The following is a 25,766-nucleotide window of genomic DNA, read 5'->3' on the forward strand; positions in this document are numbered from 1 at the left end:
CCGGGGCTTCCTCACTGCCGTGACAAGGTGCTCATTCAACACGGAGAGTAGCCAGTACCGGGATCGAGGGGTCGTCAGGGAAATTCGGTCGAAAGGGTCACGGTGGGCTGCGACTCCGGCCGGATGCTGCTCAAGGTGACCAGGTCCAGTTGTTCGGGCAAGACGACACTCGCCCGGTCGGTGGCCGACCGGCTCCAGCAGGTCGCCGTGCACGACTTCGACAAGGTCGGTGCGCCAGAGCATGCCCATCGTCAGTGGCGCCACCGAGCGGCCGAACACCGGGTGCGTCGCGCGCTGGAGTATCAGGGCTGGACGCACCTCATCCGGCTGACCGGCCGAAACGCCAAAGGGGGCGCAGCGGTGCTGCGCCCCCTCTACTTACTGGTCGTCTCAGAAAGTGTTGAGCTGCGAGTCTTCACCGGCGGCAACTGACACGACGTCACCCAAACTCCTGCCGTTCCTGGATGCGTCACGCCGATCCAAGACCTACGGGGCCGCCCCAGCGGCTGTACGCCGACCGGGGCTATGGCTTCGACAGGTACCGCCGCCTGCTGTGGAAGCGCGGCGTCAAACCCGTGATCGCCCGCCGCGGCGTCGCTCACGGCTCCGGAGTGGGCGGGGTTCGCTGGGCGGTCGAACGCGCCTTCGCTCACCTGCACTGGTTCCGCCGCCCAAGGATCCGCTGGGAGATCCGCGACGACATCCACGAAGCCTTCCCCACCCTGGGATGTGCGCTCATCCGCCGGCGATGCCTGTCACCACAGGCCCAGGCTCACGCTCTCCCGCAGTAGCCACGGCGCTTGTGCTGGTCGGCCAGGTATTCCGGGCCGCGTTTGGGCGCAGGTGCCCCGTGGCTCTGGCGTCGGGCTCGGCCTGCTGGTCAGTGCTCGAGGAGGGCGATGCGGATGGCTCGTTCGACGTGAGCGGCGGTGTTCGCGTAGCCATGGGCGTTGGGGTGGACCAGGGTGACGCGCTTGTTGATGGGAGCGCAGTTCAGCAGGGTGCCGGCGAGCTTGGCGGGCCAGTAGTCCTCGGCGTCGCCGCAGATTCCCTCGACCCACTTGGTGCCCGCGGGCTGGCAGGCGTCGTGGCCCACGCTGGAGGAGTAGACGTCGACGTAGCGGTCGCCGAAGAACGACGTGACCCGCTGGATCGTGCTGTTCAGCTGCTTGAGGACGTCGTCACGGAGCCAGTCGATGTCGGCGTGCTTGATCGAGCCCAGTTCGGTGAGGGAGAGGCGGTTGCAGGCACTGCCCTCCTGCGGCAGGACGGCCGGGTAGCCGACGGTGATCACCTTGGCGTTGGGTGCGGCCTCGTGCACCTTGGCCAGCATTTCGATGTACTCGTCCTGGACCCGGGCGAGCTTGTCCTGGATGCTCTCCTCCCCCTCGGGAGGACTGGTGTAGTGCTCGCGGCAGGACTTGCCGGGTGTGGCGCCCAGTTCGAGGCACTTGAGGAGCATGCCGCCGAACGGCAGGCTGTTGCCGCCGACGCCGAGGGTGACGATGTCGGTCTGGTCGTTGAGCTTGGCTCGCTGGATCTGCGGGTCCACTGCGGGCCAGCCTCCGGTGGGCGGCTGGACCGGGCTGATCGGCGTCTGCTTGGCCGTGGCGATGTCGGCGATGGTGGCGTTGCCGCAGCTCACGTTGGTCAGGTGAACGGGCTTGCCCGGCGGGAACTCGTCGAACTCCCGGTCGACAAGGCCGGGGTAGGCCTCGCTGGTGCGGTCACAGCCGTCGCGCGCCGCATCGCCGAGCGGGGGCTGCGGGTGCCCGACGAACCCGCCGGCGGTGTACGAGTCACCCAGCGCGGCCCACTGATAGTGATCGGCCGCACCGGCGGAGCCCGCGGGCACCAGCGCGGAGACCGCCAGCGTGAGCCCCACGACCAGAGCCCTCGCTCGCAGGTGGGAGACGGGGTGCCGCATGGCTCCCCCAGGACGGGCAGGCAAAGCCAGGGCGGCCAGTCGGCCCATGGACGTCGAACGCATCCGCGCTCTCCATTCACTCAGAGTAGTCATGTGACTACGGAATGAAGGTAGGCGAGAGCATGTCATCGTTGGACGGGTGTGCCGGGTAAACCACCCGCGCGTATTGTCCTGAGGTTCTGGGCCACGGCGAGTGCGCCGGGTGGCCAACCCCTGACAGCGACGAGACGTGCTACAGACAGCCGACGTTGTCGGACCGCACCCGGAGGATCTGGGTGCCGGAGGCCGCCTCATCCTGAAGCGGTCGAGGTCTTCCAGGTGAGCCTGGCCGTGCCAGAACGCGGTGTCGATCACGCCTGGGTTCACGACCGGGACTCCGATGCAGCGGGTCGATGCACCTACCCGCTTGGCACTTCAGCTGTTGATCACTCTAGGCTGACGGCGCCTATGTTCTGCGCGGTTTGCGTGGCCTGCCCCAGCTGCCGTGCGGCCGGTTTCGTTCCTGGGCCAGCGTCGCGGCGTCGAACTGGGCCTTGCTGGTCACTGCTCGTGGTTGAGGCACGAGCATGGTCGCAGTCGATCGCCACGGGATGGCCGTGGCCCACCCGACCAGGGGCATGGTCTCGTCGTAGTGCGGAGCGAACTGCGCGACGGTGATGGCGGGCATACGGTAGTTCAGGCTGCGGACGTGTTCGATGAACGCGTCGGGCAGCGAAACATGGTGCGTTTCCACGTAGTGCGGGAAGTCCTGGCGCCACAGCCAGGAACCGTCGGTCATCAGGGATGAGCATCCCGGAGAGTGCCGGTGGGCGCTCCCGGTGATGACGTCACGTCCGCCTTCCATGACGTCGATGAGGACGTGGCCGGCGTCCAGGTAGGCCACCAGGTCGGTCTCATCCGGCTCGCCGGCAGGCTGGACGGCATCGCGTATCGATCCGCTCGGCTGGCCGGAGCCGTTGTCCAGTTCGTCGTAGAAGCCCAGCAGTCCCAGCACGGCGTCTCCTTCGACGAGCCTTTCCATCCCGCTGGCACTGGTAGACACGTCCACCGTTGACCATCGGTGTGCGAAGACGAACGATCACGCGGTGGCCGCAGGTCACAGCGTAGACGCTGACCACTGGCAGGACGCGTTCGAGGGTCCGATGGACCCGCAGCGCAGGCAGGTTCGCCCGGGTCGAACGGCCCCCGACGCCATGCAGCACCTGCTGGGCCGTGCCGAGTGGGACGCCCATGCTGTGCGTGATGACCTACGCGTCTACGCGGTCCAGCACCTGCACGACGACCAGGCAGCACTCGTGGTCTGCGAGACCGGCGACGTGAAGAGGGGCAGCCACACCGTCGGCGTCCAGCGCCGGTACACCGGCACCGTAGGGAGGATCGAGAACTCCAAGGTCGCCGTCTACCTCGCCTGCGCAGGCCGGCGCGGACACGCCGCACTGGAGGAACGCGCCACCGGATACGTCCTCGCGGTGGCCCGCACCCACGAGGTCACCACCGGAACCGGGAAATTCCGCGCGGACACCTTGGCCAACAAGCTCCCCGAGCGCGCCTGGCAGAAGCTGTCCGCCGGAGCCGGAGCCAAGGGGCACCGCTTCTACGACTGGGCTCACGTCGACCTGCCCAGCACCGCTTCCGGCCACCGCCACCTGCTGATCCGCCGCAACCGCACCACCGGCGAACCCGCCTACCACCGCTGCTACTCACCCCGACCGGTACCCCTGGCAGCCCTGGTGCGGGTCGCGGGATCCAGACGGAGAGCCGAAGAGACGTTCCAGTCCGGAAAGGGCCTGGCCGGCCTCGACGAGCACCAACTCCGCCGCTACATGTCCTGGTCCCAGTACGTGGCGCCCGGCTTCAGCACGGCGACGGAAGGAACAGGGCCGGCCCGGAATGAACTGCGACGCCGTCTTCGCACGGCCGCAGGTGGCAGAACAGTCGCTCTGCCCAGCACGGCGCGTCCGAACGAAGCCACGGCCACGGTGACACATCGACGGCCAGGGCCAGGCGCCCGCCGTCGAAACGCGGAAGCGACAGCCCGGCCGGCACCGTCCGCAGCCGATCGACGTCGATCCGGCCGAGGTCAAGGCCGCCGTACATCGCTCCGTGCCCACGACGATGCTCGGGCAGCAACGTCAGCCGCCCCCTGACCACCCTCGACATCACGGGATCGAACCGGACCACGATCCCAACCGACGTCCAGCATCCCGTGCCGTACGGCGAGGCCGACTGGAATCGTGGAATGCGCTACACGGTTTTGAACGCGTTCAACTCTATGGTCCAGGCTCACCCGAGACGAGGGAGGGGTAGCCGATGAAGATTGTGATTCCTGGGGGCACCGGACAGGTCGGCGCGGTCCTGAAGCGCGCACTCGACGCCGCCGGCCACGAGGTCGTGATTCTCACCAGACGCCCCAGACACGAGGGCGAGGTCCAGTGGGACGGCCGGACCCTGGGGCCATGGACGGCGGCGGTGGACGGCAGCGACATCGTCATCAATCTGGCCGGACGCACGGTGAGTTGCCGATACACGGCGGCCAATCTGCGGGAAATGATGGACTCCCGGGTCGACTCCACCCGGGTCGTGGGCGCCGCCATCGCGGGCGCTGCCCGACCGCCCCGGGTCTGGCTGCAGATGAGCACCGCCACGGTGTACGCGCACCGCATCGACGCCCCCAACGACGAGGCCACCGGTGTGATCGGCGGTACCGAACCGGGCGTGCCGGGCTACTGGGCGTACAGCGTCGAGATCGCCAGGGCCTGGGAGCAGGCTCAGCAACAGGCCGAAACGCCGGCCACGCGCAAGGTCGCTCTGCGCTCGGCCATGGTGATGAGCCCGGACCCCGGCGGGGTCTTCGCCGTCCTGCTGGGACTGGCCCGCCTGGGTCTCGGCGGCCCGGTCGCCGGTGGGGCACAGTACGTGTCGTGGATCCACGAACACGACTTCGTGCGCGCGGTGGAGTTCCTGATCGACCGGGAGGACATCGCAGGGCCGGTGAACCTGGCGGCTCCCCATCCCCTGCCGCAGCGAGCATTCATGCGCGCCCTGCGCTCCGCGTGGGGTGTACCGGTGGGTCTCCCTGCCACCAGGTGGATGGCCGAGGTCGGCGCGTTCGCTCTGCGTTCCGACACCGAACTGCTGTTGAAGAGCCGCCGTGTCGTCCCGGGCCGACTGACCCAGGCCGGCTTCGACTTTCAGTACCCACAGTGGCCGCAGGCCGCGGATGAACTGGTGCGCCGGGTGCGCCGGGTGCGCGAACGGGTCGAAGGCGGTTCCGCGGCACGCCGGTGAACGCAGCGTCAGGCAGCAGACTCACCCTCACGGCCTTCGTCCTGGTCACGTGCACCTTGGTCGGAGCACATGATCAGACGAAGGTCGCCCCCCTCGTCCGGCGAATCCCCGTGCGAGCGAATCCGTGCGAGCGAATCCGTGCGGCGAATCCGTGCGAGACGCCGTTCGAGACCGTGGCACCATGTACCGCATGACGACGCACCGAAAGGTCCATGCCGCGTAGACGGCCAGGACAGATCCGCGCCGGCACCACCGCCGGCCACCGGACAACGCGTGCAAGGCCAGTCATCGGCGGCCTGTCTTCGCGTGCGCTCTCCGAGATCATCCGTCTCGGGCACACCCGCAGCTATCTCCAGCCAGGCGACGTCAGCGCCGCCGTGGGCCTGTGGAAGGACTACGTCCACCAACCCGAGCGTGATCTGTGGCACGACTACGAGTGGGGCAACGTGCACTGGTACTGCTGCGGCAATCCTCTCGAAGCCCGAGCCCTGCTCGACACGGTGATGCAGGCCCTGTCGCCACGAAGCGCCCGCGAACTCCGAAGGATCGTCAGCCGGTCGGACGCCGTCCGGAACCTTCCGACCCCGCCCTACGAGGTGGACGGAAGATAAGGAACAAGCTCGGACCAGCCGCAGAAGCAAGGGAAGTCGGCATTCCCCATGCCCTGACAAAAGTCCTCACCCGACCCTTGACTGGTCTGGACCAATCACGCTTTGCTGCTGAGGTCACCACTCACCCCCTACCTCCGGAGTGGCACATGAGCGCAACCATGCCCGACGGGTCCCGCAGACTCATGCATGGCAGGTGCATGACAGCATTGTTGGCCGTCCTGGCCTGCCTCCTCGGCGCGTTCGCCGTCCTCGGCACCGCGCGCCCCGCTGCGGCGGCGGACTGCGCCGCGGCCTGGAGTTCCGGCGCGGTCTACACCGGCGGCATGACCGCCTCCTACAACGGCGACAACTGGCAGGCCAAGTGGTGGACACAGGGCGAGACGCCCGGCGTCGCCGAGGTCTGGGCCGATCAGGGAGCCTGCGGCGGTTCCGGCGGCGGAGGCACCGGCGGCACCTGCAACTACCCCGCCTGGGTGGCCGGACAGTCCTACACGACCGGCGCCGTCGTGCGGTACACCCCCAACGGCCAGTACTACGTCGCCACCCACGACAACCCGGGATACGACCCCACCATCAGCACCTGGTACTGGTCCCCGTACACCTGCACCGGAGGCTCCGGTGGCGGAGGGACGGGCGGATTCGTGGTCAGCGAAGCCCAGTTCAACCAGATGTTCCCGAACCGGAACTCCTTCTACACCTACAGCGGCCTGGTGGCCGCGCTCAGCGCCTACCCCGGCTTCGCCACCACCGGCAGCGCCACCGTGCAGAAGCAGGAGGCCGCGGCGTTCCTGGCCAACGTCGACCACGAGACCGGCGGCCTCGTCTACATCAACGAGGTCGACCAGTCCGGGAACTACTGCGCGAGCGAGCCCTACGGCTGCCCCGCCGGCACCTATGCCTACTACGGACGCGGGCCGATGCAGCTCAGCTGGAACTTCAACTACAAGGCCGCCGGCGACGCCCTCGGCATCGACCTGCTGGACAACCCCGGCCTCGTCGCCTCCGACCCGGCGATCTCCTGGAAGACCGGCCTGTGGTACTGGAACACCCAGACCGGCCCCGGCACGATGACCGGCCACAACGCCATGGTCAACGGCGCGGGCTTCGGCGAGACCATCCGCAGCATCAACGGCAGCATCGAGTGCAACGGCGGCAACACCGCCGAGATGCAGGACCGCGTCAACGACTACCTCTCCTTCACCTCCATCCTCGGTGTCCCCGCAGGCTCCAACCTCACCTGCTGACCGCCGGCGGCCTGCATCCCGGTGCGCCGCACCGGAGCGGTACGGAAACCGACCACCGCTCCGGTGCGGGTGGCCTCCGCCTCGGAGACCCGCCGACCCGCCGGGGCGTGCTCGCCGTTCCGGACCGGTCAAGACGGCCGGGATCGACGTATCTGACGGGCCCGGCACGACGTGCGTGCCGGGCCCGTCTCCGTCGTGCGGCACCCTGGCCGTGCGGCGGCGCGGCGGTCGTCCGATGCGTGGGGAGCGGCCGCCTGGGCGCTTCGGGGCGGTGGGCAACCTGGGTCGGTGACCGAGGGTGTACTGGGCGAAGAGGCCGGAGACGCCGCCTCTTGCGAGGTGACGGAGGCGGTCGCCTGCTCGTGGGCCTCGGTCACGGCCGGGTTTCCCGCCCGGCGCGTTCGTCGCCCTCGCGGTAGAGCACCAGGTGCTCGTGGTGGAGAACACCGTCGCGGATGTCGCCGGTGGCGGTGAAGCCGGTGTCGTCGACGTAGTCGAGATGGCTTCCGGTGACGGTGTAGCTGCCGGTGTAGGCGCTGCGGCGGTTGCCGCGGGCCTCGTCGTAGCGGCCGTTCGGCAGCAGTTCCTGGCGGATGAACCCGTCGGCGGTCACCCACATGCCGACGTACGGGTGCGGGTCACGGGGCGTGTCGTTGCTGGTCATGTCTCCACGATCGGCCCGGCGGCCGGTGCCGACCAGGCCGCCGTCTCCCCAGGTGGGGGCTTCCTGGGTGCCGCGCACCCAGGATCGGTGGACCGGCCGGATCGTGGGTGCCCGACACCTAGGGACAGAGCGGCCTGGTTCCGGTTCCGCCGTGCGACGAACCTGATGGTCAGGCGGCTGCCGTGGCCGCCGGACACTCGCCTCGGACCGGCGGGACGCTCGATCCCGTACCGGACACCCCGATGAGGCGACTCCACCGAGGAGCACGCAATGACCATCACCCTCACCGACGCCGACACCGTGAGCTGGAACCCCGAGGCCCTCGACGAGATCCTCTCCAACGACGAGGGCCGCCCCGTCCTGTTCACGAACGCCCGGATCCTGACGATGGACCCGCTGATCGGGGCCATGGTCGGCGCCGACATCCTGTTCGTCGGCCCGCTGATCGTGGGGGTCGGCCCCGGCATCGTCACCGCGGCCGGCGACGACAACGCCATCGTCGTGGACGCCACCGGCACGACCGTCGTCCCCGCCGTCATGGACGCCATCGCGCTGGCCGGCGGCCGCGGCCACCGCTCGGAGTACGTCGCGACGCTGGCCCCCGGCAACACCACCGACTTCCTGGTGGTGCCCGACGAACTCGCCGACGACGTGCCGGACGCGGTGGCCACCCTCCTGACCCACCCGGAGCGGGTCCGCGCGCTCGTCTCGGCCGGCAGGCCGGTGCTGTGGGCCGGAGCCGACGTCCCCGGCCGGGCCGCCGCGCCCGAGACGGGCTTCCCGGACGCGGAGGACCTGACCGGCAGTCCGCGGGTCGGTGTCTGGATCGACCGGAACGACTTCCTGCACCAGGAGCTCACCGCCGACGGCCGCTACGACGAGACCCGGGGCGGCCGCCCGCACGCCTACCAGGGCCGGTACCGGATCGACGGCGACCGCATCGACTACCTGGACGACCTCGGCTTCTGGGCCTACGGCGAGTTCCGGGGCGACGAACTCCACCACGCGGGCTACGTCATGAAGCTCGGCTGACCTTCCCTTCCGCCGGTCCACCCTCCCCTCGCCGTACTGAAAGCAGAGCCTCATGAACCTCAACGACACCACCAGCGCCGCCGTCCTCGAAGAACTCCGGCGCCGGCCCGCCGACCGGCGGCGCATCCTGTTCACCGGCGCGACCGTCGTCACCATGGACCCCGGCCTCGGTGTCGTCGACGGCGGTGACGTCCTCGTCGAGGGCGACACGGTCACAGCTGTCGGCCCCCGCCTCGACGCGCCGGACGCCGTGGTCGTCGACGCCACCGGCACGATCCTCGCCCCCGGCTTCGTCGACACCCACCGGCACGCCTGGGAGGCCCAGTTGCGCCGGATCATGCCGGACGTCGACGACCTCGGGGGCTACGTGATGGCCACCCTCGCCCGTTACGCCACGGTCTACCGGCCGCAGGACATGTACACCGGCACCAGACTGGCCGCGCTGACCGCGATCGACAGCGGCATCACGACCATGCTCGACTTCTCGCACAACTCCCGTTCCCGCGAGCACTCCGACGCCGCCGTCGAGGCGCTGCGCGACACCGGCATCCGTGGCGTGCACGCCTCCATGGGCCCGCACTTCGGCGACTGGGACCGGCAGTGGCCCGGCGATCTGGCCCGCCTCAAGGAGCAGTACTTCAGCAGCGACGACCAACTGCTCACGCTGCGCCTGGCGACCCTGGCCACCGACGAGATCGCCGGACCGGCGCTCGCCTACGGCCCCGAACTCGCCCGTGTCGCCCGGGAGCTGGGCATCGGGGTGAGCGTGGACGCCGTCTTCGGCACTGCCTCCTCCGCCGCGGTCCTGCGCTGGGCCAAGGACGGCGTCCTCGGCCCCGACGTCACCCTCATCCACGCCACGGGGCTGACCGCCGAGGCGTGGCGGGCGATGGGCGAGTCCGGCACCACCGTGGCCCTCGCCCCGACCTCCGACGCCCAGATCGGTCTGGAGACCGCGGTCCCCGCCGTCGACGAGGCGCTGTCCGTCGGCATCCGTCCCGGACTGAGCATCGACGTCGAAGTCGCCCTGGCCAGCGACATGTTCACCCAGATGCGGGCTCTGCACGCCATCCAGCGGATGCGCGCGGTCAACGCCGCCTACGGCACCGACCTGCAGCCCTCGCGCATCACCACCCGCGACGTCCTCGACTTCGCCACCCTCCAGGGCGCCCGCACCAACGGACTGGGAGGCGTCACCGGTTCACTCACGCCCGGCAAGAAGGCCGACCTGCTGGTCATCCGGGCCGAGGACCTCAACAACATGCCCCTCAACGACCCGATCGGCACGATCGTGCTGGGCTCCGACGCCCGCAACATCAGCGCCGTCCTCGTCAACGGCGAGCCCCGCAAGTGGGCCGGCCAGGTCCTCGGCGTCGACCTGGCCGCGCTGCGCGACGAGGTGCACGCCTCGCGCGAGTACGTACTCGGCACCCCGGCCGTCTGAGCGTCGTCCCACCCCGTTCCGTGGTCCCCCGGCCGCTCCGCCCCGCTTCTTTCCCGCCGGCCGGGGGCCCGTTCGGAGTCCCCATGTCCCCCGGGATGCGACGGCGGCGCCGGGCACCCCGGAGCAGGTCACCTGGACCGCGGCGGTGTTCGGCTTCGCCTACGCCGCCGGTTCCTCCTCGGCCCGCACACCGTGCCGCCGGCCGTGTCCCTGCGGTGTCAGCCCGCGGCGGCGGTGAGTGCTCCCAGGGCGCTCGCCTGGGTCCGCCAGTCGGTCTGGTTCGGGCTGGTACCGGCCCAGCGCTCACCGAGGGCGTTGAGGGAGGTCCGGTCCTGTGCCCACAGGGTGTCCGCCTGCTTCTGCACGTAACTGCGGTACGTGCCCGAGCCGGTGGCGGCCGCCAGGTCGGCGAGGTTGCGGATGAAGATGCCCTTGAACTGCTTCTGGTTGTCGTCGCAGGACGCCGAGCCGACGTCGCAGGACTCGGTGAGCACTCCGCCGACGGTCAGCGCCGGGTTGCCGATCGCGGCGTCGGCGAGCGTCCGCGCGGTGGTCAGCAGGGAGCTGTCACCGGTCGACCTCCAGAGTTCGGTGAAGCCGCCGATGGCCAGCCCCTGGTTGTAACTCCACACGGTGGAGCCGTTGTTGGTGCAGGCCGAGGTGAGTCCGTCGTTCACGAGGCCCGACGAGTCGATCATCCCGCTGGCCCGGTACCAGGCGGCGGCCGTCTCCGCCCGCTGGAGCCACACGGTGTCGCCCGGGATGCGCTGGTGCAGTGCGGTGGTCAGCCACAGGTACTGCCCGTTCGTCACCGCGTTCTTGTAGGTCCGCTCGCGGTCCCACCACACGCCACCGCCGCAGGTACCGGTGTCCCAGTACTGCTGAACGTAGTTCGCGATGGTCACGGCCTCGTGGAGGTACCGGGAGTCGCCGGTGTAGTCGTACGCGTCGATCCAGGCGATGGCCCACCAGCCGGAGTCGTCGATGGACCGGCTGACGAAGTCGCCCTCGATCGCGTCCGAACTGCGCACGCCGGCGGCGAAGACGCCCTTGTTCTGGTCGAAGGTGCGCGCGACGACCCAGTCGTAGTCGTGCGTGCCGGTGGTCTTCGCGAAGTCGACGAGGGCGGTGAGGGTGGCGGCGGAGTTCCACCAACTGCTGGGCCACCAGCCGTTGTAGGGGTCGTACGAGGTCATCAGCGTGTCTGCCGCCGCGCGTGCTCTGGTCGGTGCGGGCCTGACCCACGCGGTGCAGCTGCCCTCGTTGTGGCTCGCCTCCCGGCCGCAGGCGCGGACCGCGCCGCCGTAGAGGAGGCCGCGCGGGTCCCGGGTGGCGTACATCGCGGTACGGGTGCCGGTCGCTCCGGACGGGGTGGAGGTACGGCCGAGGGAGGAGCCGTCCGGCCAGGTCGCACCGCCGTCCCAGGAGCGGTCCAGCCAGATCTCGTCACCGGCGCCGCCGCTGTCGATGCTCGCCCAGGCCATGGAGTTCCGCTGGTCGACGTGGAGCCGGACGGTGCGGCCGTAGAGGGTGGTGGACGGTGCCGGCTGGTCGTCACCGGCGGCCTGGCCTGCGCTCGTGCCGTCGCAGAGGGTGTCGCAGACGGTGGGGTAGACCCAGTTCGTACAGCCGACGCCTGCCGCGTCACCGCAGGCCCGGACCAGTCCGCGGCGGTGGTCCCGGGGGTCGGTGATGTTGTACATGAGCGTCCTGGTGCCGGTCCAGGTGCCCGGGATGCTCGCCTTGCCGAGCAGTCCCTCCCAGGTGGCACCGCCGTCCCAGGACCGGTCCAGCCACACCGAGTCCCCGGTCACACCGTCGTCGATGCTGGCCCATGCCATGTCGTCCGCGTCGGACACGTGCAGTTCCAGGCGGCGGCCGTTGAGGTCCTTGTCGGGGACCGGGAAGGTCTCCTGCCGGGCCTGCGAGGGATCGAGTGTGTCGCAGGCCAGGACGCACACCTGGGTGGCGGCGGACGCCGGCGCCGCGACCGGCACCAGGGCGGCGAACGCGAGCGCGGCCGCCGACAGCAGGCCGAGAAGGCGTGGTACGACAACGATGTCCGAGCGGTGTGAGGGCACCGGGGCTCGCCTCGATTTCACGATGGGGGATGACGGTCGGCGCACATGACGGGGGCCGACGGCTCTGGTCGGACCCGGCCGGAATCGAGCACTGGTCCATACCGGTCTGCGAGGCAGTGAACCGGCTTGGCGAGGCCCTGTCAATGCCACAAGGGTTCATCGATCCAAGGGAGTTGAGAGTCATCCGTGACGGCTTGACACCCGGTTTCCGGGCGCCCATCATCGGTGGAACTTCCGCGAGGCTCCTCGTGCGTCCACCTGTCGCAACAGACGCGAGGCTTCGTGCGGCACGTTTTTGAATCGTTTCAGAACCTGCGTCTCCAGGCACCCGCATCCCCCACCCAGGAGGTCTCCATGCGCCGTCGCTCACCACTGGGCAGACCGCCGGGCCGACATCAGCTGCTCGGTCTCGCCGTCCTCGCGGCCACCGCGCTCGCCACCGGCCCGGCCCCTGCCACCGAGGCCGTACCGATGTCCGCCAAGGAGACCCCGGCGGCCGCCCGGACGGCGGCGGCCGACCCCCTGAACTACTCGCCGTCCTCACGCACGCTCAGGCCGACCGCCGTCCTCCGGACGTCCGGCAGCGTCGCGAACCCGCAGAACGTGCTGAGCGGACAGCCGACCCGGATCTCCGGCTCGCAGTCGGCCGTCACCCTCGACTTCGGCAAGGAGGTCGGCGGCGTGACAACGTTGTCCTTCGGGAGTGCGAGCGACAGCGGTCAACGGGTCGGCCTGGCGTTCAGCGAGTCCTCCCTGTACGCGGGCAACAACAGCGACCGCAGCAGCGGCCGCGACGGCGAGGACGGCGCCCTCTACGCCACGGTCTCCGCCAACGGCACCTACACCGTCCCCACCGCTCAACTCCGGGGCGGCTTCCGCTACGTGACCGTCTTCCTGGACACCTTGGGCTGGGTGGACCTGAAGGGCGTCAGCCTCGCCTTCACCGCGGCTCCGGGGAAATCCGACCCGGCCGACTACCCCAACTACTTCCACTCCAGTGACGACCTGCTCAACCGCATCTGGTACGCCGGGGCCTACACCGTGCAGCTCGACACAATCGCCTCGGACCAGGGCCGCGCCTGGCCTCCGCCCGCCTCGGCCTGGGACAACAGCGCGACCGTCGGCGTGGGCGACTCTGTCCTGGTCGACGGCGCCAAGCGCGACCGCACCGTGTGGCCCGGCGACATGGGCATCGCCGTCCCCACGCAGTACGCGTACTCGGACGACCTCACCTCGACCCGCAACGCGCTCACGACGATGTACGACGCGCAGTCGGCGGACGGCGAGATCCCCTGGTCGGGGCCGCCGTTCAACCTCACCGGCTCGGACACCTACCACACCTGGACGCTGCTGGGCACGTCGACGTACTACACGTACACCGGCGACCGGGCCTGGCTGGACTCGGAATGGGCCGGCTACAAGCGCGGGATGGCCTTCATCACGAACAAGATCGACGGCAACGGCCTGCTGAACGTGACCCGTACCCAGGACTGGGCCCGGGTCGGCCAGGGCGGGGAGAACATCTCCGCCAACGCGCTGCTGTACGCCGCGCTCAGGGGCGGCGCGGCCCTGGCCACGGCCGAGGGCGACAGCGCGCTGGCCGCGAGCTGGACGGGGAAGGCGGACGCGGTCAGGGCGGCGGCCAACTCCCGGCTGTGGGACGCCTCGAAGGGCATGTACAAGGACAACCCCACCAGCGGCCTGTATCCGCAGGACGGCAACTCCCTCGCGGTCTGGTACGGGTTGACCGACTCGGCGGCCAAGGCGAGGAGCGTCGTCGCGGGACTCGGGAAGAACTGGGGCGCGTACGGCCCCACCACCCCCGAATGGGGCGGCAACGTCTCGCCGTTCGCGGGCGGCATGGAGCTCAACGCCCGGTTCACCGCGAACGACGACTACACCGCCCTGGACCAGATCCGGCGTACCTGGGGTCACATGCTCGACAGTGACATCGGCACGAAGAGCACCTTCTGGGAGGGCGTCAAGGCCGACGGCGGCCTCGCCTACGGCGGTTCGTTCATGAGCCTGGCCCACGGCTGGTCCTCCGCGCCCACCTCCACGCTCACCTTCGACGTGCTCGGCACCGCACCCGAGTCGGCGGCCGGCACCTACCGCTTCGTCCCGCACCCCGGCGACCTGACCAGCGCCGAGGGCCGTATCACCCTGCCCCAGGGCGCCGTCGCCGCCTCCTGGTCCCGCAACCCCGCCGCCGGTACGTACTCGGCGCAGCTGACCAGCCCGCCCGGCACGACCGGCCGCATCGGCATCCCGAAGTTCGGCGGCACCGGTGTCTCCGTCTCCGTGAACGGCACCACCGTCTGGCGGGACGACACCTTCACGTCCGCCTCCGGCATCACCGGCGCGAGCCAGGACGACACCTACGTCTACCTCACCGGCGTCGCCCCGGGCAGCTACACCGTCACCGCCACCGGCCTCGGCAACCCGGCCGCACCCGCCGACCCCGCCACCACCGGCACGCTGCGCGCCGGCTACACCCGGTGCGCCGGGGAGGGCGGCACCTGCTCCTTCAGCGGCACCCGCTCGGTGGCCTACGGCGCCGGGACGTACACGTACAAGACGGTGACGGGCAGCACCGCCTGCACCAGTGACTCCTTCGGCGGCGACCCGGCGCCGAACCTCGTCAAGTCCTGCTACGTCGCCGACGCCGGCGGCCCGCCCGGCTACACCGCCTGCGCGGCCGAGAACGGCACCTGTGCCGTACCCGGCTACAACCGTGACGTCGCCTACGGCGCCAACGGCAACTTCGTGCACCAGGTCACCAACGCCTCGGTCGGCTGCTCCAACGCCCACTTCGGCGATCCCGTCGACGGTGTCGCCAAGTCCTGTTACCTGCCGCCCGCCGGAGCGCCCGCCGGGGGCTGGACCAAGTGCGCGGACCAGAACGGCACCTGCCCGGCCGCCGCCGGGCAGCCGGTGATGTACGGGGCGTTCGGCGCGTTCACGACGCTCACGGCCACCGGCGACACGCCCTGCACCGACGCGAAGTTCGGCGACCCGATCCCGGGCGAGTCGAAAGCCTGCTACACCGCCACCGGCGGCCCGGCCGGCTACGCCACGAACTGCTCGGACGAGACCGGGACCTGCGCGTTCAGCGGGCAGCAGACCGTGGCCTACGGCGCCCGGGGCACCTTCGTCTACCGCACGTTCACCGGCGGCACCGGTTGCACGACCGCGGCGTTCGGTGGCACCGACCCGCTGCCCGGCGTACGGAAGGGCTGCTACCTCACTCCCTGAGCACTCCGGCCGCCCGCCCGAGTGCGCTGGGCGGGCTGCCGGATCACTCGGGGTGCGCCACGGCGTCCTTCTGCAGCTGCACCGCCGCGAGCAGGCTCAGCCCCGGCTCCGCCTGGCGCAACGCCTTCACCGCGGCGACGGAGGTGATGTCCCCGGTGAAGCCGGCGGCGGCCAGCCGGGAGCGGACCCAGCGGGCACGCAGCCGGGACTCGTCGGCGGCGGTGGACTCCACGAGTGCGACGGCACGTTCCAGCCCCGGGCGTTCCTCCGGCGCGGCCTCCGCCAGTGCCTGGCGCAGGGCGGCCGCGATCCCGTCCGCGTCCCGGATGGTCAGCACGAAGGTGTTCTTCCTGCCCAGTCCCGTGATTCCTGTCATGAGCGCCAGCCTGACGGCCATGGCCGGTGCGCGCCAAGCGACTTGAGGAGGCTCAGAGGTGCGACGGCGGCCTACGGCTCGCCGGGCCGGCCGTAGCGGTAGACGAACGGGCCGGTCCGGCCCGCCGGCGCGCGGGTGAGTCCTGGGCTGTCCTCCAGCAGCCGGGCGCCCGGGTCGAGGGCGCCGACGTACACGAGATGGCGTGGCGGGGGGGGGACAGCGCTCGGTTGTTCCTCCCCCGCCACGCCGGATCGAACGTCAGACGGCCTGGGCGGTGGGCAGGACGGTGATCTCGGTGAGGTTGACGTGGCGCGGGACGGCGGCCATGAAGGCGACGGTCTCGGCGATGTCGGCGCTCTGCAGGACGTCGATGTCGTGGATGAGGTCGGCCATCAGCTTGGACGCGTCAGGGTCGGTGACGTGGTCGGGAAGCTCGGTGTCGACCATGCCGGGCTCGATGGTGGCCACGCGGACCATCTTCGGGCCGAGTTCGACGCGCAGCAGCCGGGTGAGGTGGCTGATGTACGCCTTGGTGCCGGAGTAGACGGAGAACTTCGTCAGGATGCGGGTGGCCGCGATCGAGGAGGTGTTGATCAGGTCGGCGGGCCTGCCCGCGGCCGCGGCCTCCGTCAGGTGCGGAACGAACGCGGCGATCACGTTCATCAGGCCGCCGATGTTGAGGTCGATCTGGCGCTGCCAGTCGTCGACCTTGAGTTCCTCGATGCCGGAGATGAGCTGGACACCGGCGTTGTTGAACACGAGGTCGGCCTTGCCGAAGCGCTCGGCGACCTGGTCGGCGGCGGCCTGGACGGCGGCGCGGTCGGTCACGTCGACGGCCAGGGCGAGCGCGGTCCCGCCGGCGGTCTCGATGTTCTTGACCACGCCGTCCAGACGCTCCTTGCGCCGGGCCAGTACGACCACGGTGGCGCCGAGTTCGGCCAGCCGCTCGGCGGTGACGGCACCCATGCCGCTGGAGGCGCCGGAGACGACGGCGACGCGGCCGGCGAGGGGGGTACCGGTGAGCAGGGCAGCAGACATCACAAAACCTCGATCTCTTTGATCACAGGGGGGTGTGGGGGGAAGGGGAGGGAGAAGGCGTCGGGTGCCCGAACGGGTCGGGCTGGTCGGACGGGTCGGACGGGTCGGGCACCCGGCGCAGCGTCGGCGTCAGGCGGCGTCGTCGTGTGCGGTGGCCGCGGACTTCTCGCGCCACGGGGCGAGGTCGTCCTGCACCTGCTGGTACTTGACGTCGAGCCGCTCCATCGTGTCGCGCCCCAGGTAGAGATGGGTGGGCAGCTTCTCGGTGGCGGCCACCTCGACGATGAGGGCGGCACCCTTGACGGGGTCGCCGAGCTGGGCGTGGTTGGCCTGGTCGATCCAGTCGAGGGTGACGTGCGCGGGGGTGTCGTCGTAGTCGCTGATGCGGTGCTGGGCGACCGACAGGGAGCTGGCGTCCAGGAAGTCGGTGCGGAAGACGCCCGGTTCGACGACCATCGACTGGATTCCGAACGGCGCCATCTCGGCGGAGAGCGCCTCGCTGATGCCCGCGACCGCGAACTTCGACGCGGAGTACAGGCTGACGCCCGGCTCGCCCTCGAATCCGGAGCGGGAACCGATGTGCACCAGGCGGCCCGACCCCTGCTTGCGCATCACGGGCAGCACGGCGCGGGTGACGTTGATCAGGCCGAAGACGTTGAGGTCGAACAGCGACCGGGCCTCCGCGTCGCTGATCTCCTCCAGCGCGCCCAGCAGGCCGCGGCCGGCGTTGTTCACCAGGACGTCGATGCCGCCGAACCGCTCCACGGCGGCCTCGACCGCCTGCGGGATGCTGTCGTTGTCCGTGACGTCCAGGGCGACCGCGAAGACCTTGTCGGAATTCTTCAGATCAGCCGGTACTCGCTCCGGATTTCGTACGGCGACCACGACATTGTTGCCGCCTGCCAGAGCGGCACGGGCGATTTCCGCGCCGATTCCGCGGGAGGCACCGGTGACAAACCACGTAGCCATGGGAAAACCTCTTTCGTTGCTTTCCCCTTGTGGGGGATTTCCTTGTTGACGTATTCGAGTCTGTCCCTCCTCCCCGGCGATATGAAGGCAGCGGTTTTCCTGGGAGTCCTGCACCCAGGATGGCGCTCAGGTGCCGTATGCGGGGTTCTGCTGGTGCGGCACCCCGGGCACGCTGACGGAGCCCAGCAGGGCCAGCCCGTCGGCGGAGGGCGAGCCCGGCTCGGCCTGCAGGACGACGAGCTGCTGTCCCGGGGCACTGCGGATGGTGAGGGCTTCGTGCCGCAGCTCCAGGTCGCCCACGACCGAGTGGTGGACCTGCTTGATCTCGTAGGGCGGGACCCGGGTGTACTCGCGTGCCCACAGGGCGCGGAACTCGCCGCTGCGCACCGACAGCTCACCCACCAGCTCCAGGATGCGGGGATCCTGCGGGGTGCTCGCGGCGGTCTGCTGGAGGTCGGCGACCGCTCGGTGCCTGGCCCGCTCCGGGCTGCGGTAGAAGCTCTTCGCCGCGGGGTCCAGGAAGAGCATGCGCAGGACGTTGTCGTGCTCCGCGAAGTCGCGGTAGAGGGCGTCGGCGAGTGCGTTGGTGGCCAGCAGGTCCTGGGCGTGGCCGATGATGAAGGCCGGCGTCAGGGTCCAGCTCTCGATCACCTGCCGCAGGTGCGGCCGGACCCGCTCGACCCGGACGGGTGCCTTGGTACGGCGGCCGCCGGGCAGGGCGAGCCGGAAGAGCGCCCGCTTGTCCTCGTCACCGAGTTGCAGCACGCGGGCCATCGCCTCCAGGACCCTGGGCGACGGGCTGAGCTCGCGGCCCTGCTCCAGTCGGCTGTAGTAGCTCAGGCTGACCCCGGCGAGTGCCGCGACCTCGTCGCGCCGCAGCCCGGGCACCCGTCGCCGGCCGGCGGCGGGCAGCCCCGCCGCCGCGGGGCTCAGGCGTTCTCTGCGGCTGCGGAGAAACCGGCCCAGCCCCTCCACCGGGTCGAGGTGCGTGTCGTTGTCCATGTCATTGAGGCTAGGCGGAGAACGCCCGGGAAAGTCCCGCCGACGGTGGGTGCATTACACCCAGGATTACGGGCTGGCGCACCAGGACCGCGACGGCCCCCGGCCCGCGGTTTCGGACCCTCCCCTCTTCCCGATCCCGTCTTCCCGATCTCACTTCCCCGATCTCGCTTCCTCGGTCCAACCCTCTGTGTTCACGGCACGACCATCCGTGATAGTGCGTGACCGGCGCTTCTCATCGACCGAAATCCATCTAGTCTTGCCGCATGAGCAATGGGACGCCTTTGGGTGATTTTCTCCGAGCCCGCAGAGAAGCCCTGAAGCCGCACGACGTCGGTCTCCCGGAACACGGACGACGCCGGGTACCGGGACTGCGCAGAGAGGAAGTCGCGCTACTCGCGGGAGTCAGCTCCGACTACTACATCAGGCTGGAACAGGGACGCGAGAACAGCCCGTCCCCACAAGTCGTCGATGCCGTCGCGCACGCGCTGAAACTGGACGCGGAGTCCACCGACCACCTCAACCGCCTCTGCCTGGCCGCCTCGCAGCGTCCGCACAACCGGGGCGAGGCCGGCGTCAGCGCGCAGCTGCTGCAGCTGATGGACGGCTGGGACCACACGCCTGCCTTCGTCGTGGGCCCGGCACTCGACGTCATGGCGGCCAACTCCCTGGCCACGGCCTTGCACAGTGGTTTCGAGAGGTTCGACAACCTCGCCCGGATGGTGTTCGTGGATCCGGCGGGCCGCGACTTCTACCAGGAGTGGGAGCGGGCCGCGCACTCCTGTGTCGCCGAGATCAGGGCCGCCTACGGCCATGACCCCGAGTCCGCCCGCATCGCCGAGGTCGTCGCGGAACTGTCCGCCCGGAGCGAGGAGTTCGCCGCGCTCTGGCAACTGCACGACGTCAAGGGCAAGTCCCAGGAGGGCAAGCACCTCAAGCATCCCCAGGCCGGGGACCTGCACATCAAGTTCGCGGCCTTCACGGTCAACGGTGCCCCGCACCAGCAGCTGGTGGTCTACCAGGCCGAGCCGGCCAGCCCTACGGCGGCCGCTTTCGAGACGCTGCGGACCATGGCCACCCAGCCGCAGCAGGCCAGGACGGCGGCGGTGGACGCGGGCAGCTGACCATTCGAGGAGTTCGGCCTGACCGCCGTGACCGGCGAGAAGGTCCAGGCACCGCTGGTCGCCGAATGCTTCGCCACCATCGAGTGCCGGGCCGACGACGCCGGCCGGGCCTCCCCGTCCTGCCGGCAGGACGATCAGGAGAGCGCGGAAAGCGGGTCCGGTGAAGGGGCTGAAGTGGTGGCACCGGGCGACAACACGGGGGTACGTCCACTGCGGCTGGGCGGCTCGTGCGGTGCGGGCGCCGGCCGTCACATCGCCGCGGAGGCGGTGAACAGTGCGCGAACGGCGGTGCGCACCTGGTCGGCGACCACCTCGGGGGTGGTGGCGTCGAGCTTGCCGTCGAGGTGCAGGAAGGCCAGGCCGTGGACGAGGGCCCACACGGTGACGGACAGCGCGTCGGTGTCGGCGCCGGGGAAGGCGCCGCGGACGATGCCGCGGACGATGCCGCGGACGTACTCCGAGATCGCGGCGGTCGCGGCGACCCGCTCCGCGCTGTTCGGATCGCAGGGCTCGGCGAACATCACCCGGAACAGGGCCGGGCGGTCCAGCGCGAAACGGACGTAGGCGACGGCGACCGCGGCCAGTTCGTCCGGGGTCGTGGGCGAGGGGTGCGCGGCGAGCAGGTACTCGGCGAGTTCACGGTAGCCCTGCGCGGCGACCGCGGAGACCAGGGCCTCGCGGTCCGCGTAGTGGCGGTAGGGTGCCGTCGCCGAGACACCGGCCCGTCGCGCGACCGCCCGCAGGGACAGCCCGGCACTGCCGTCCTCCTCCAGCAGCTCCCGCGCGGCACGCAGACAGGCCGCGCGCAGATCGCCGTGGTGATAGGTGCTGCCCGCCTGCGACATTTGCCACACTCCCTCAAGTTTACATCGCTTACATCGTCGACCTAATGTGAACGATGCATACATCGTAAGCGGTAAAGATCGAGAGGGGAACTCGGATGACCAGCGAGCTGTTCTCGTCGTTGTCCCTGCGCTCCGGGCAGGTACTGAACAACCGGATCGCCAAGGCGGCCATGGAGGAGAACATGGCCGGCGACGGCCAGCTCCCGGACAAAGCGCTGTTCGGGCTGTACCGGCGGTGGGCCGCCGGCGGCACCGGGCTGCTGATCACCGGGAACGTCATGGTGCACGCCGAGGCGCTGACCGGCCCCGCCGGCGTCGTGCTCGACAAGGCCGCGCCACTGGAGCCGTTCACCGAGTGGGCCCAGGCCGCCAAGTCCGGTGGCGGAGCGGTCTGGATGCAGATCAACCACCCCGGCCGCCAGATCGGGTCCGACATGCCCGGCGTCGTCTGGGGCCCGTCCGCGGTCGCCGTCGACCTGGGCAGGCACAGCAGCCGTTTCGGCAAGCCCGTCGCCATGACGCCGGAACAGATCAAGGCGACCGTCACCCGGTACGCCGTCACCGCCCAGCGCGCCGAACAGGCGGGCTTCGACGGCGTGGAGATCCACGCCGCGCACGGCTACCTGCTCTCGCAGTTCTTGTCCCCGCTGGTCAACAAGCGCACCGACCAGTGGGGCGGATCGCTGGAGAACCGGGCCCGGATGCTGCTGGACGTCGTCCGTACGGTGCGCGCCGCCGTGTCCCCGTCGTTCGCGGTCGCGGTGAAGCTGAACTCCGCCGACTTCCAGCGCGGCGGCTTCGACGCCGACGACGCCCGCCAGGTGATCCAGATGCTCGCGCCGCTCGGCGTCGACCTGGTCGAACTGTCCGGCGGCAGCTACGAGAGCCCGGCGATGTCCGGCCGCCCCGCCGACGCCCGCACCCAGGCCCGCGAGGCGTACTTCCTCGACCTGGCGAGGGACCTGGTCGAAACCAGCCCGCTGCCGCTGATGCTCACCGGCGGCATCACCCAGCGGTACACCGCCGACAAGGTCCTGGAGAGCGGGGTGGCGGTCGTCGGGATGGGCACGGCCCTCGCCGTCACCCCCGACCTGCCCGAGCGCTGGCGCCAGGGCCGCGAGGCCGACGACCAGCTCCGGCCGGTCACCTGGTCCGACAAGGCCCTCGCCTCGGCGGCCGGCATGGCCCAGGTCCGCCACCAGATGCGCCGCATCGCCCGCGGCAGCCGCCCCACCCCCCGCACCCACCCGGCGATGGCCCTCCTCGCCGAGCAGCGAAACCAGCGACGGGCCCTGCGCCGCTACCGTGCCTGGCTCTCCGCGTCACAACGCCCCGCGTGAGCGTGCCGCCGAAGGGGCCGCCGCGAAGACGGGAACGCCTGCGGCCTGGTGCACGACCAGTAGAACAGCGGACCGAGATCCGGTCGCACCTCGCCCCGTCCGAACTACCGGGCTGCTTGGCCGCTTGGCCGTTTCCGACCGCCCCGGCTTCTCGTGGCAGGCCCGCCGTTCACGAGACGTCAGCCGCTACGGTGCCACCCTTCGAAGGTCACTGGTCCACCGCTTCCAGGTCGTAGGGCGGCACCGGCCACTCGGGCATCCAGTCCGTCTCGATCTCACCCGCGAGCATCCGCGGAAGCCATTCGCCGAACTCCATGTCCGTGTCGTGCCAGTCGTGCCAGTTACGGCGGAACGCCGACACCGTCCACCTCCCGCCGCCCTGGTGAACCAGGAACAACTGGTCCCCTTCAACGGTGTTTCCCCAGAGAAGCGCTCCCCCCGGCGACGGAAGCACCTTGCACGGAACCGTGCTCGACTTCTCCATCCGGGCTGCCATGAGATCCGCGTACCCCCGCAGGCTGCGTCCCCCGCAGAGAAGCAGGTACTCGCAGACCACGACATCACCGAAACCACCGGCGATCTCCACGAAATCGCGGGGGAACGTCACACCCCAGTCGGCCGCGACCTCTTCCAGCGCCGCCTTGCTGTCCGGACGACTCGGCCGCCCGAGCAGCCGCGTCAAATCCGGTCCCTGGTGCAACCCGCTCATGGCACATCCCCATCTGACAGGAGCCACCGCAAGCGGTGGCATTGTTCCGGATCACGCGTTCCTCCGGCACGGCACGGCGTCCCGGGTGTCGTACCGCGGCATCCCCCGCCGGCACGTGGGGCGGCTCGGTCCGCGCGGGGTCGTTCTCGCCGGCCCGGTGTCCGAGCCCTGCGGCGGGCCGTGTCACGGCGCGGCGTACCCGGGCACCGAAGGCCAGCGCACGGTCAGGACGACGGACTCGTCCTCCGCGATCCAGGAGTGGTCGACTCCCTGGCCCCAGACGACGTAGTCGCCCTGCTCCTCCAGGAGCACGCTGCGGCCGGGGAACTCCAGGCGGAAGCGGCCCGTGACGAGGACCAGGAGTGCGGTGCGCACCTCGCCCTGCACCCACTGCGTTCGCTGTTCGCCACGTGCGTGGACGCCCCATTTGACCTCGACGGCCTGACTGTACCGGGGGTCGTCGGGCTCCTTGAAGTGTCCGAGCAGCCATCCCCGGTCCAGTGCCGCGTCCTTGCCCGCCTTGCCCACGTACACGCTGTCCGCCATGCGTCGGAACGCTAACAGCCGGCTGTCGTGCCGCTCTGGGCGGAGTGCCGGGCCGGCGCCGCTCAACGGAGCGTGTCGAGAAGCAGGTTCGCGGCCGTCTCCGCTCCGTCGGTGCGCAGTCCGGCGCCCAGTGCCCTGGCCCGCGCCCGCGTCTCGGGTGCGAGGGCCGTCTTGAACGCGACGCGCAGGGTGTCGGCGGCCGGATCCGGTTCGTCCAGTGCCGCGCCGATGTCCAGGTCCGCCACCCGCCCGGCCCAGTACGGGTTGTCCGCCAGTTGGAGGGCCACGACCACCTGCGGCACGCCCGCCCGTGCGGCCGTCAGCGTCGTGCCCGCGCCGCCGTGGTGCACGACGGCGGCCACCCTGGGGAACAGCTGCTGGTGACTGACCTCGCCGATGGCGAAGCAGTCGTCCCGGGCCTCGGGCAGGACCAGGTCCGCCCAGCCGCGGGAGACGAGCACCCGGTACCCCTGGGCAAGGCTCGTCCCGACGGCCTTGCGGGCGATGTCCGGCGACGGGCTGATGCTGCCGAACCCGACGTAGACCGGCGGCTCCCCCGCGTCCAGGAACGCCACCAGGTCGGCCGGGAGCGGGCGTTCGTCCGGCAGCGTCCAGGCGCCCGTCTGTACGACGTCGAGGCCCGGCGCCGGCCACCACGGTCCCAGGACCGGGTCCGCCGCCAGCCACGGCCGGTCGGTGTACACGTGGTCACGGACGTTGTCCACGGGCGGCAGGCCGATCGCTGCCCGGTGGTCGTTGAGCACCTCGCCGAACTGCGCGTTCACCTGGCGGGCGTCCCGTTCCCACAGCGCGAGGTTGTCGTCCGCCGCCGGCTCGGGCCAGCCCGGTCGCGGTGGCGGGGCGTGGTGGGGCGACGGCAGGTTGACCGCCGAGTAGCACGCGTACACGTAGCGGATGCCCGCGGCCTCGGCCACGGACCGCGCGGCGATCTGCGCCAGGCCGGCCGCCACCAGCACGTCGCAGCCGTCGGCCGCCGCGGGGAAGGCGTCGAACTGGGTGCCGACCATCTCGGTCCGGTAGCGGGACAGTTCCGCCGCCGTCGGCAGAGCCGTCCCGCGCATCAGTTCCCGCACCGGCGGCCCCACCGGCACCAGTTCCACGCCGATTCCGGCCAGCCGCTCCGCGAACTCCGCGTCGGGCGGGGCGCACATGCGCACCTCGGCTCCGCGTGCCTGCAACCGCACCGCGAGGGCCACCAGCGGTTCGACATCGCCTCGCGTCCCGTAGGTGGACAACAGCACCCGCATCCAGCGCCCTCTTTCGCTCTGACTTCCCCTGCGTTGCAGCCCTTGCCGTACGTGTGTGACACCGGAGGCGGCGGAGGTTCCGCGAGCACCGTGGTGCTGGATACCCAGGCACGTCGTGCTCCATGCGGGCGCGGTAGGGGCCCTCGCGGGGCGACGGCCGTCTCGCCTGGAGCCGCCCCGGTAATTACGGTGATCGCGAGCATGTCCGCACACAACTGCAAGGCGCGCAAGGTTCCCCGGTCGACAACAGAATCCGAGAGCCACTCCATGCATCGTTCTTCCGCGCCCGTCCCCGATGTCTCGATCATCCTGCCCTGCGCCGGATTCGGAACGCGTTTCAGCGCGCCCTACCCGAAGGAGCTGCACTGTCTGGCCCCCGGGGTCACCGTGCTGGACCGCAGCCTGGAAGCCGTCGTCGAACTGGCCGACAGCGGCCTCAACGTGCGTGTGGTCGTCGTGTTCGGAACACACAAGCTCGACACCGTGGGTTATCTCGCCCGCTATGCCAAGACCTTTCAGATGGTCTTCGTCTACCAGGACGAGTCGCTCGAACCGGGCCTCGAAGGCGCGATCCGCTCCGGTCTGCCGATGACCCGGGGGCCGGTGGCCCTGGTGCTGCCCGACATCGTCCTGACCGGGCGGGACAGCGCCGACAGCCTTCTCGCCGCCCTGCGATGCGTGGAGGTGACGGGGTGGAGCGTGGTGGCCGCCGAAGAGCGGGATCCCGGCACGCTGCGGCAGATGGGCGCGCTCGCCGTGGCCGAGGAGGGCGGCGTCATGACCGTCGGGGCGGCCACCGACAAACCGTCGGACCCGTCGGGCTTCAACGCCTTCTGGGGCATGGTGGCGGCCAGTGCGGACGAAGCGCACCGGTTACCCGACGTGGTGGGCAAGGGAGTGGACAGCCCGCTGCCGGGTGCGATCGCTCTCATGGTGGAGGGGATCGTCAACTACAACACCTCCGCTGGCTGACCGCCCGACTCCGAGGTGTCCGAGGCGTAGGTGT

Annotated in this window: 23 protein-coding genes and 2 pseudogenes; 11 read left to right on the plus strand and 14 right to left on the minus strand. The window is 70.4% G+C overall.

Annotated elements, in window-relative coordinates:
* The first annotated feature begins 123 nt into the window (after nucleotides 1–123).
* On the plus strand, nucleotides 124–432 hold the full coding sequence (locus ACIQVL_RS09840) for a hypothetical protein (RefSeq protein ID WP_403474960.1): 309 nt from the start codon (nucleotides 124–126) through the stop codon (nucleotides 430–432).
* Between the two features lie 448 nt (nucleotides 433–880).
* Here the strand turns inward: ACIQVL_RS09840 and ACIQVL_RS09845 are convergent, their stop codons facing one another.
* Nucleotides 881–1,990, minus strand: a complete 1,110-nt coding sequence (locus ACIQVL_RS09845) for an SGNH/GDSL hydrolase family protein (RefSeq protein WP_403474961.1) — start codon at nucleotides 1,988–1,990, stop codon at nucleotides 881–883.
* 382 nt (nucleotides 1,991–2,372) lie between these two features.
* Nucleotides 2,373–2,921 (minus strand): hypothetical protein, encoded by a 549-nt coding sequence (locus ACIQVL_RS09850; RefSeq protein WP_403430000.1) that lies wholly within the window; start codon nucleotides 2,919–2,921, stop codon nucleotides 2,373–2,375.
* A 148-nt stretch (nucleotides 2,922–3,069) separates the two neighbouring features.
* Here ACIQVL_RS09850 and ACIQVL_RS09855 point away from each other — a divergent pair.
* Nucleotides 3,070–3,771 (plus strand): annotated as a pseudogene (locus tag ACIQVL_RS09855) (transposase); the annotation flags it as partial.
* Here the strand turns inward: ACIQVL_RS09855 and ACIQVL_RS09860 are convergent.
* Nucleotides 3,762–4,063 (minus strand): annotated as a pseudogene (locus ACIQVL_RS09860) (transposase); the annotation flags it as partial. The pseudogenes ACIQVL_RS09855 and ACIQVL_RS09860 sit on opposite strands and share 10 nt — an antisense overlap.
* 174 nt (nucleotides 4,064–4,237) lie before the next feature.
* Here ACIQVL_RS09860 and ACIQVL_RS09865 point away from each other — a divergent pair.
* The 3 genes from ACIQVL_RS09865 (at nucleotide 4,238) to ACIQVL_RS09875 (ending at nucleotide 7,070) form a co-directional block, all read left to right on the plus strand.
* Complete coding sequence (locus tag ACIQVL_RS09865; RefSeq protein ID WP_403474962.1) at nucleotides 4,238–5,215, plus strand: TIGR01777 family oxidoreductase; 978 nt, start codon at nucleotides 4,238–4,240, stop codon at nucleotides 5,213–5,215.
* A gap of 212 nt (nucleotides 5,216–5,427) precedes the next feature.
* The gene (locus tag ACIQVL_RS09870) at nucleotides 5,428–5,826 is read left to right on the plus strand and encodes a hypothetical protein (RefSeq protein ID WP_403474963.1); all 399 of its coding nucleotides are present in this window, start codon (nucleotides 5,428–5,430) and stop codon (nucleotides 5,824–5,826) included.
* 197 nt (nucleotides 5,827–6,023) lie between these two features.
* Complete coding sequence (locus ACIQVL_RS09875; protein ID WP_403430005.1) at nucleotides 6,024–7,070, plus strand: glycoside hydrolase family 19 protein; 1,047 nt, start codon at nucleotides 6,024–6,026, stop codon at nucleotides 7,068–7,070.
* Between the two features lie 373 nt (nucleotides 7,071–7,443).
* On the opposite strand, the gene ACIQVL_RS09880 is transcribed toward ACIQVL_RS09875, so the two are convergent.
* Nucleotides 7,444–7,734, minus strand: a complete 291-nt coding sequence (locus ACIQVL_RS09880) for an Atu4866 domain-containing protein (protein ID WP_403430007.1) — start codon at nucleotides 7,732–7,734, stop codon at nucleotides 7,444–7,446.
* A gap of 270 nt (nucleotides 7,735–8,004) precedes the next feature.
* Here ACIQVL_RS09880 and ACIQVL_RS09885 point away from each other — a divergent pair, with 270 nt between their 5' ends.
* Nucleotides 8,005–8,766, plus strand: coding sequence for an Atu4866 domain-containing protein (locus ACIQVL_RS09885; RefSeq protein ID WP_403474964.1), 762 nt, complete (start codon nucleotides 8,005–8,007; stop codon nucleotides 8,764–8,766).
* A gap of 52 nt (nucleotides 8,767–8,818) precedes the next feature.
* Nucleotides 8,819–10,210, plus strand: coding sequence for an amidohydrolase family protein (locus ACIQVL_RS09890; RefSeq protein ID WP_403474965.1), 1,392 nt, complete (start codon nucleotides 8,819–8,821; stop codon nucleotides 10,208–10,210).
* A 218-nt stretch (nucleotides 10,211–10,428) separates the two neighbouring features.
* Here ACIQVL_RS09890 and ACIQVL_RS09895 read toward each other — a convergent pair whose 3' ends face one another.
* Nucleotides 10,429–12,051: a glycoside hydrolase family 76 protein gene (locus ACIQVL_RS09895; protein ID WP_403475219.1), complete on the minus strand. Its 1,623-nt coding sequence runs from the start codon at nucleotides 12,049–12,051 to the stop codon at nucleotides 10,429–10,431.
* Nucleotides 12,052–12,645: 594 nt separating this feature from the next.
* On the opposite strand from ACIQVL_RS09895, the gene ACIQVL_RS09900 reads away from it, so the two are divergent.
* Nucleotides 12,646–15,546, plus strand: a complete 2,901-nt coding sequence (locus tag ACIQVL_RS09900) for an MGH1-like glycoside hydrolase domain-containing protein (RefSeq protein ID WP_403474966.1) — start codon at nucleotides 12,646–12,648, stop codon at nucleotides 15,544–15,546.
* 43 nt (nucleotides 15,547–15,589) lie between these two features.
* Here ACIQVL_RS09900 and ACIQVL_RS09905 read toward each other — a convergent pair whose 3' ends face one another.
* The 5 genes from ACIQVL_RS09905 to ACIQVL_RS09925 form a co-directional block, all read right to left on the minus strand.
* Nucleotides 15,590–15,922 (minus strand): hypothetical protein, encoded by a 333-nt coding sequence (locus ACIQVL_RS09905; RefSeq protein WP_403474967.1) that lies wholly within the window; start codon nucleotides 15,920–15,922, stop codon nucleotides 15,590–15,592.
* Nucleotides 15,923–15,993: 71 nt separating this feature from the next.
* Nucleotides 15,994–16,116 carry a hypothetical protein gene (locus ACIQVL_RS09910; RefSeq protein ID WP_403474968.1) on the minus strand — a complete coding sequence of 41 codons (123 nt, stop codon included), beginning with the start codon at nucleotides 16,114–16,116 and terminating at the stop codon, nucleotides 15,994–15,996.
* A 64-nt stretch (nucleotides 16,117–16,180) separates the two neighbouring features.
* Entirely contained in the window at nucleotides 16,181–16,963 is a 783-nt protein-coding gene (locus tag ACIQVL_RS09915; RefSeq protein ID WP_403430014.1) for an SDR family oxidoreductase, read from the minus strand.
* Between the two features lie 126 nt (nucleotides 16,964–17,089).
* Nucleotides 17,090–17,929, minus strand: a complete 840-nt coding sequence (locus ACIQVL_RS09920; protein ID WP_403474969.1) for an SDR family NAD(P)-dependent oxidoreductase — start codon at nucleotides 17,927–17,929, stop codon at nucleotides 17,090–17,092.
* Nucleotides 17,930–18,055: 126 nt separating this feature from the next.
* Entirely contained in the window at nucleotides 18,056–18,931 is an 876-nt protein-coding gene (locus tag ACIQVL_RS09925) for a helix-turn-helix transcriptional regulator (protein WP_403474970.1), read from the minus strand.
* A gap of 263 nt (nucleotides 18,932–19,194) precedes the next feature.
* Between ACIQVL_RS09925 and ACIQVL_RS09930 the strand changes: the two genes are divergently transcribed.
* The gene (locus ACIQVL_RS09930) at nucleotides 19,195–20,052 is read left to right on the plus strand and encodes a helix-turn-helix transcriptional regulator (protein ID WP_403474971.1); all 858 of its coding nucleotides are present in this window, start codon (nucleotides 19,195–19,197) and stop codon (nucleotides 20,050–20,052) included.
* Between the two features lie 248 nt (nucleotides 20,053–20,300).
* Here ACIQVL_RS09930 and ACIQVL_RS09935 read toward each other — a convergent pair whose 3' ends face one another.
* A complete protein-coding gene (locus ACIQVL_RS09935; protein WP_403474972.1) occupies nucleotides 20,301–20,897 on the minus strand; it encodes a TetR/AcrR family transcriptional regulator in 597 nt (198 codons plus the stop codon).
* Between the two features lie 95 nt (nucleotides 20,898–20,992).
* Here ACIQVL_RS09935 and ACIQVL_RS09940 point away from each other — a divergent pair, with 95 nt between their 5' ends.
* Complete coding sequence (locus ACIQVL_RS09940) at nucleotides 20,993–22,237, plus strand: NADH:flavin oxidoreductase/NADH oxidase family protein (protein ID WP_403474973.1); 1,245 nt, start codon at nucleotides 20,993–20,995, stop codon at nucleotides 22,235–22,237.
* A gap of 208 nt (nucleotides 22,238–22,445) precedes the next feature.
* Here ACIQVL_RS09940 and ACIQVL_RS09945 read toward each other — a convergent pair whose 3' ends face one another.
* From ACIQVL_RS09945 to ACIQVL_RS09955, 3 genes are all read right to left on the minus strand, one after another.
* Complete coding sequence (locus tag ACIQVL_RS09945; protein WP_403430023.1) at nucleotides 22,446–22,946, minus strand: hypothetical protein; 501 nt, start codon at nucleotides 22,944–22,946, stop codon at nucleotides 22,446–22,448.
* 183 nt (nucleotides 22,947–23,129) lie between these two features.
* The gene (locus ACIQVL_RS09950) at nucleotides 23,130–23,492 is read right to left on the minus strand and encodes a signal peptidase I (protein ID WP_403474974.1); all 363 of its coding nucleotides are present in this window, start codon (nucleotides 23,490–23,492) and stop codon (nucleotides 23,130–23,132) included.
* A gap of 62 nt (nucleotides 23,493–23,554) precedes the next feature.
* Nucleotides 23,555–24,760, minus strand: a complete 1,206-nt coding sequence (locus ACIQVL_RS09955) for a glycosyltransferase (protein ID WP_403474975.1) — start codon at nucleotides 24,758–24,760, stop codon at nucleotides 23,555–23,557.
* A gap of 201 nt (nucleotides 24,761–24,961) precedes the next feature.
* Here ACIQVL_RS09955 and ACIQVL_RS09960 point away from each other — a divergent pair, with 201 nt between their 5' ends.
* Complete coding sequence (locus tag ACIQVL_RS09960) at nucleotides 24,962–25,732, plus strand: hypothetical protein (RefSeq protein ID WP_403430028.1); 771 nt, start codon at nucleotides 24,962–24,964, stop codon at nucleotides 25,730–25,732.
* Nucleotides 25,733–25,766 lie beyond the last annotated feature (34 nt).

This window comes from Streptomyces sp. NPDC090499, assembly GCF_044769305.1.
GTDB lineage: Bacteria > Actinomycetota > Actinomycetes > Streptomycetales > Streptomycetaceae > Streptomyces.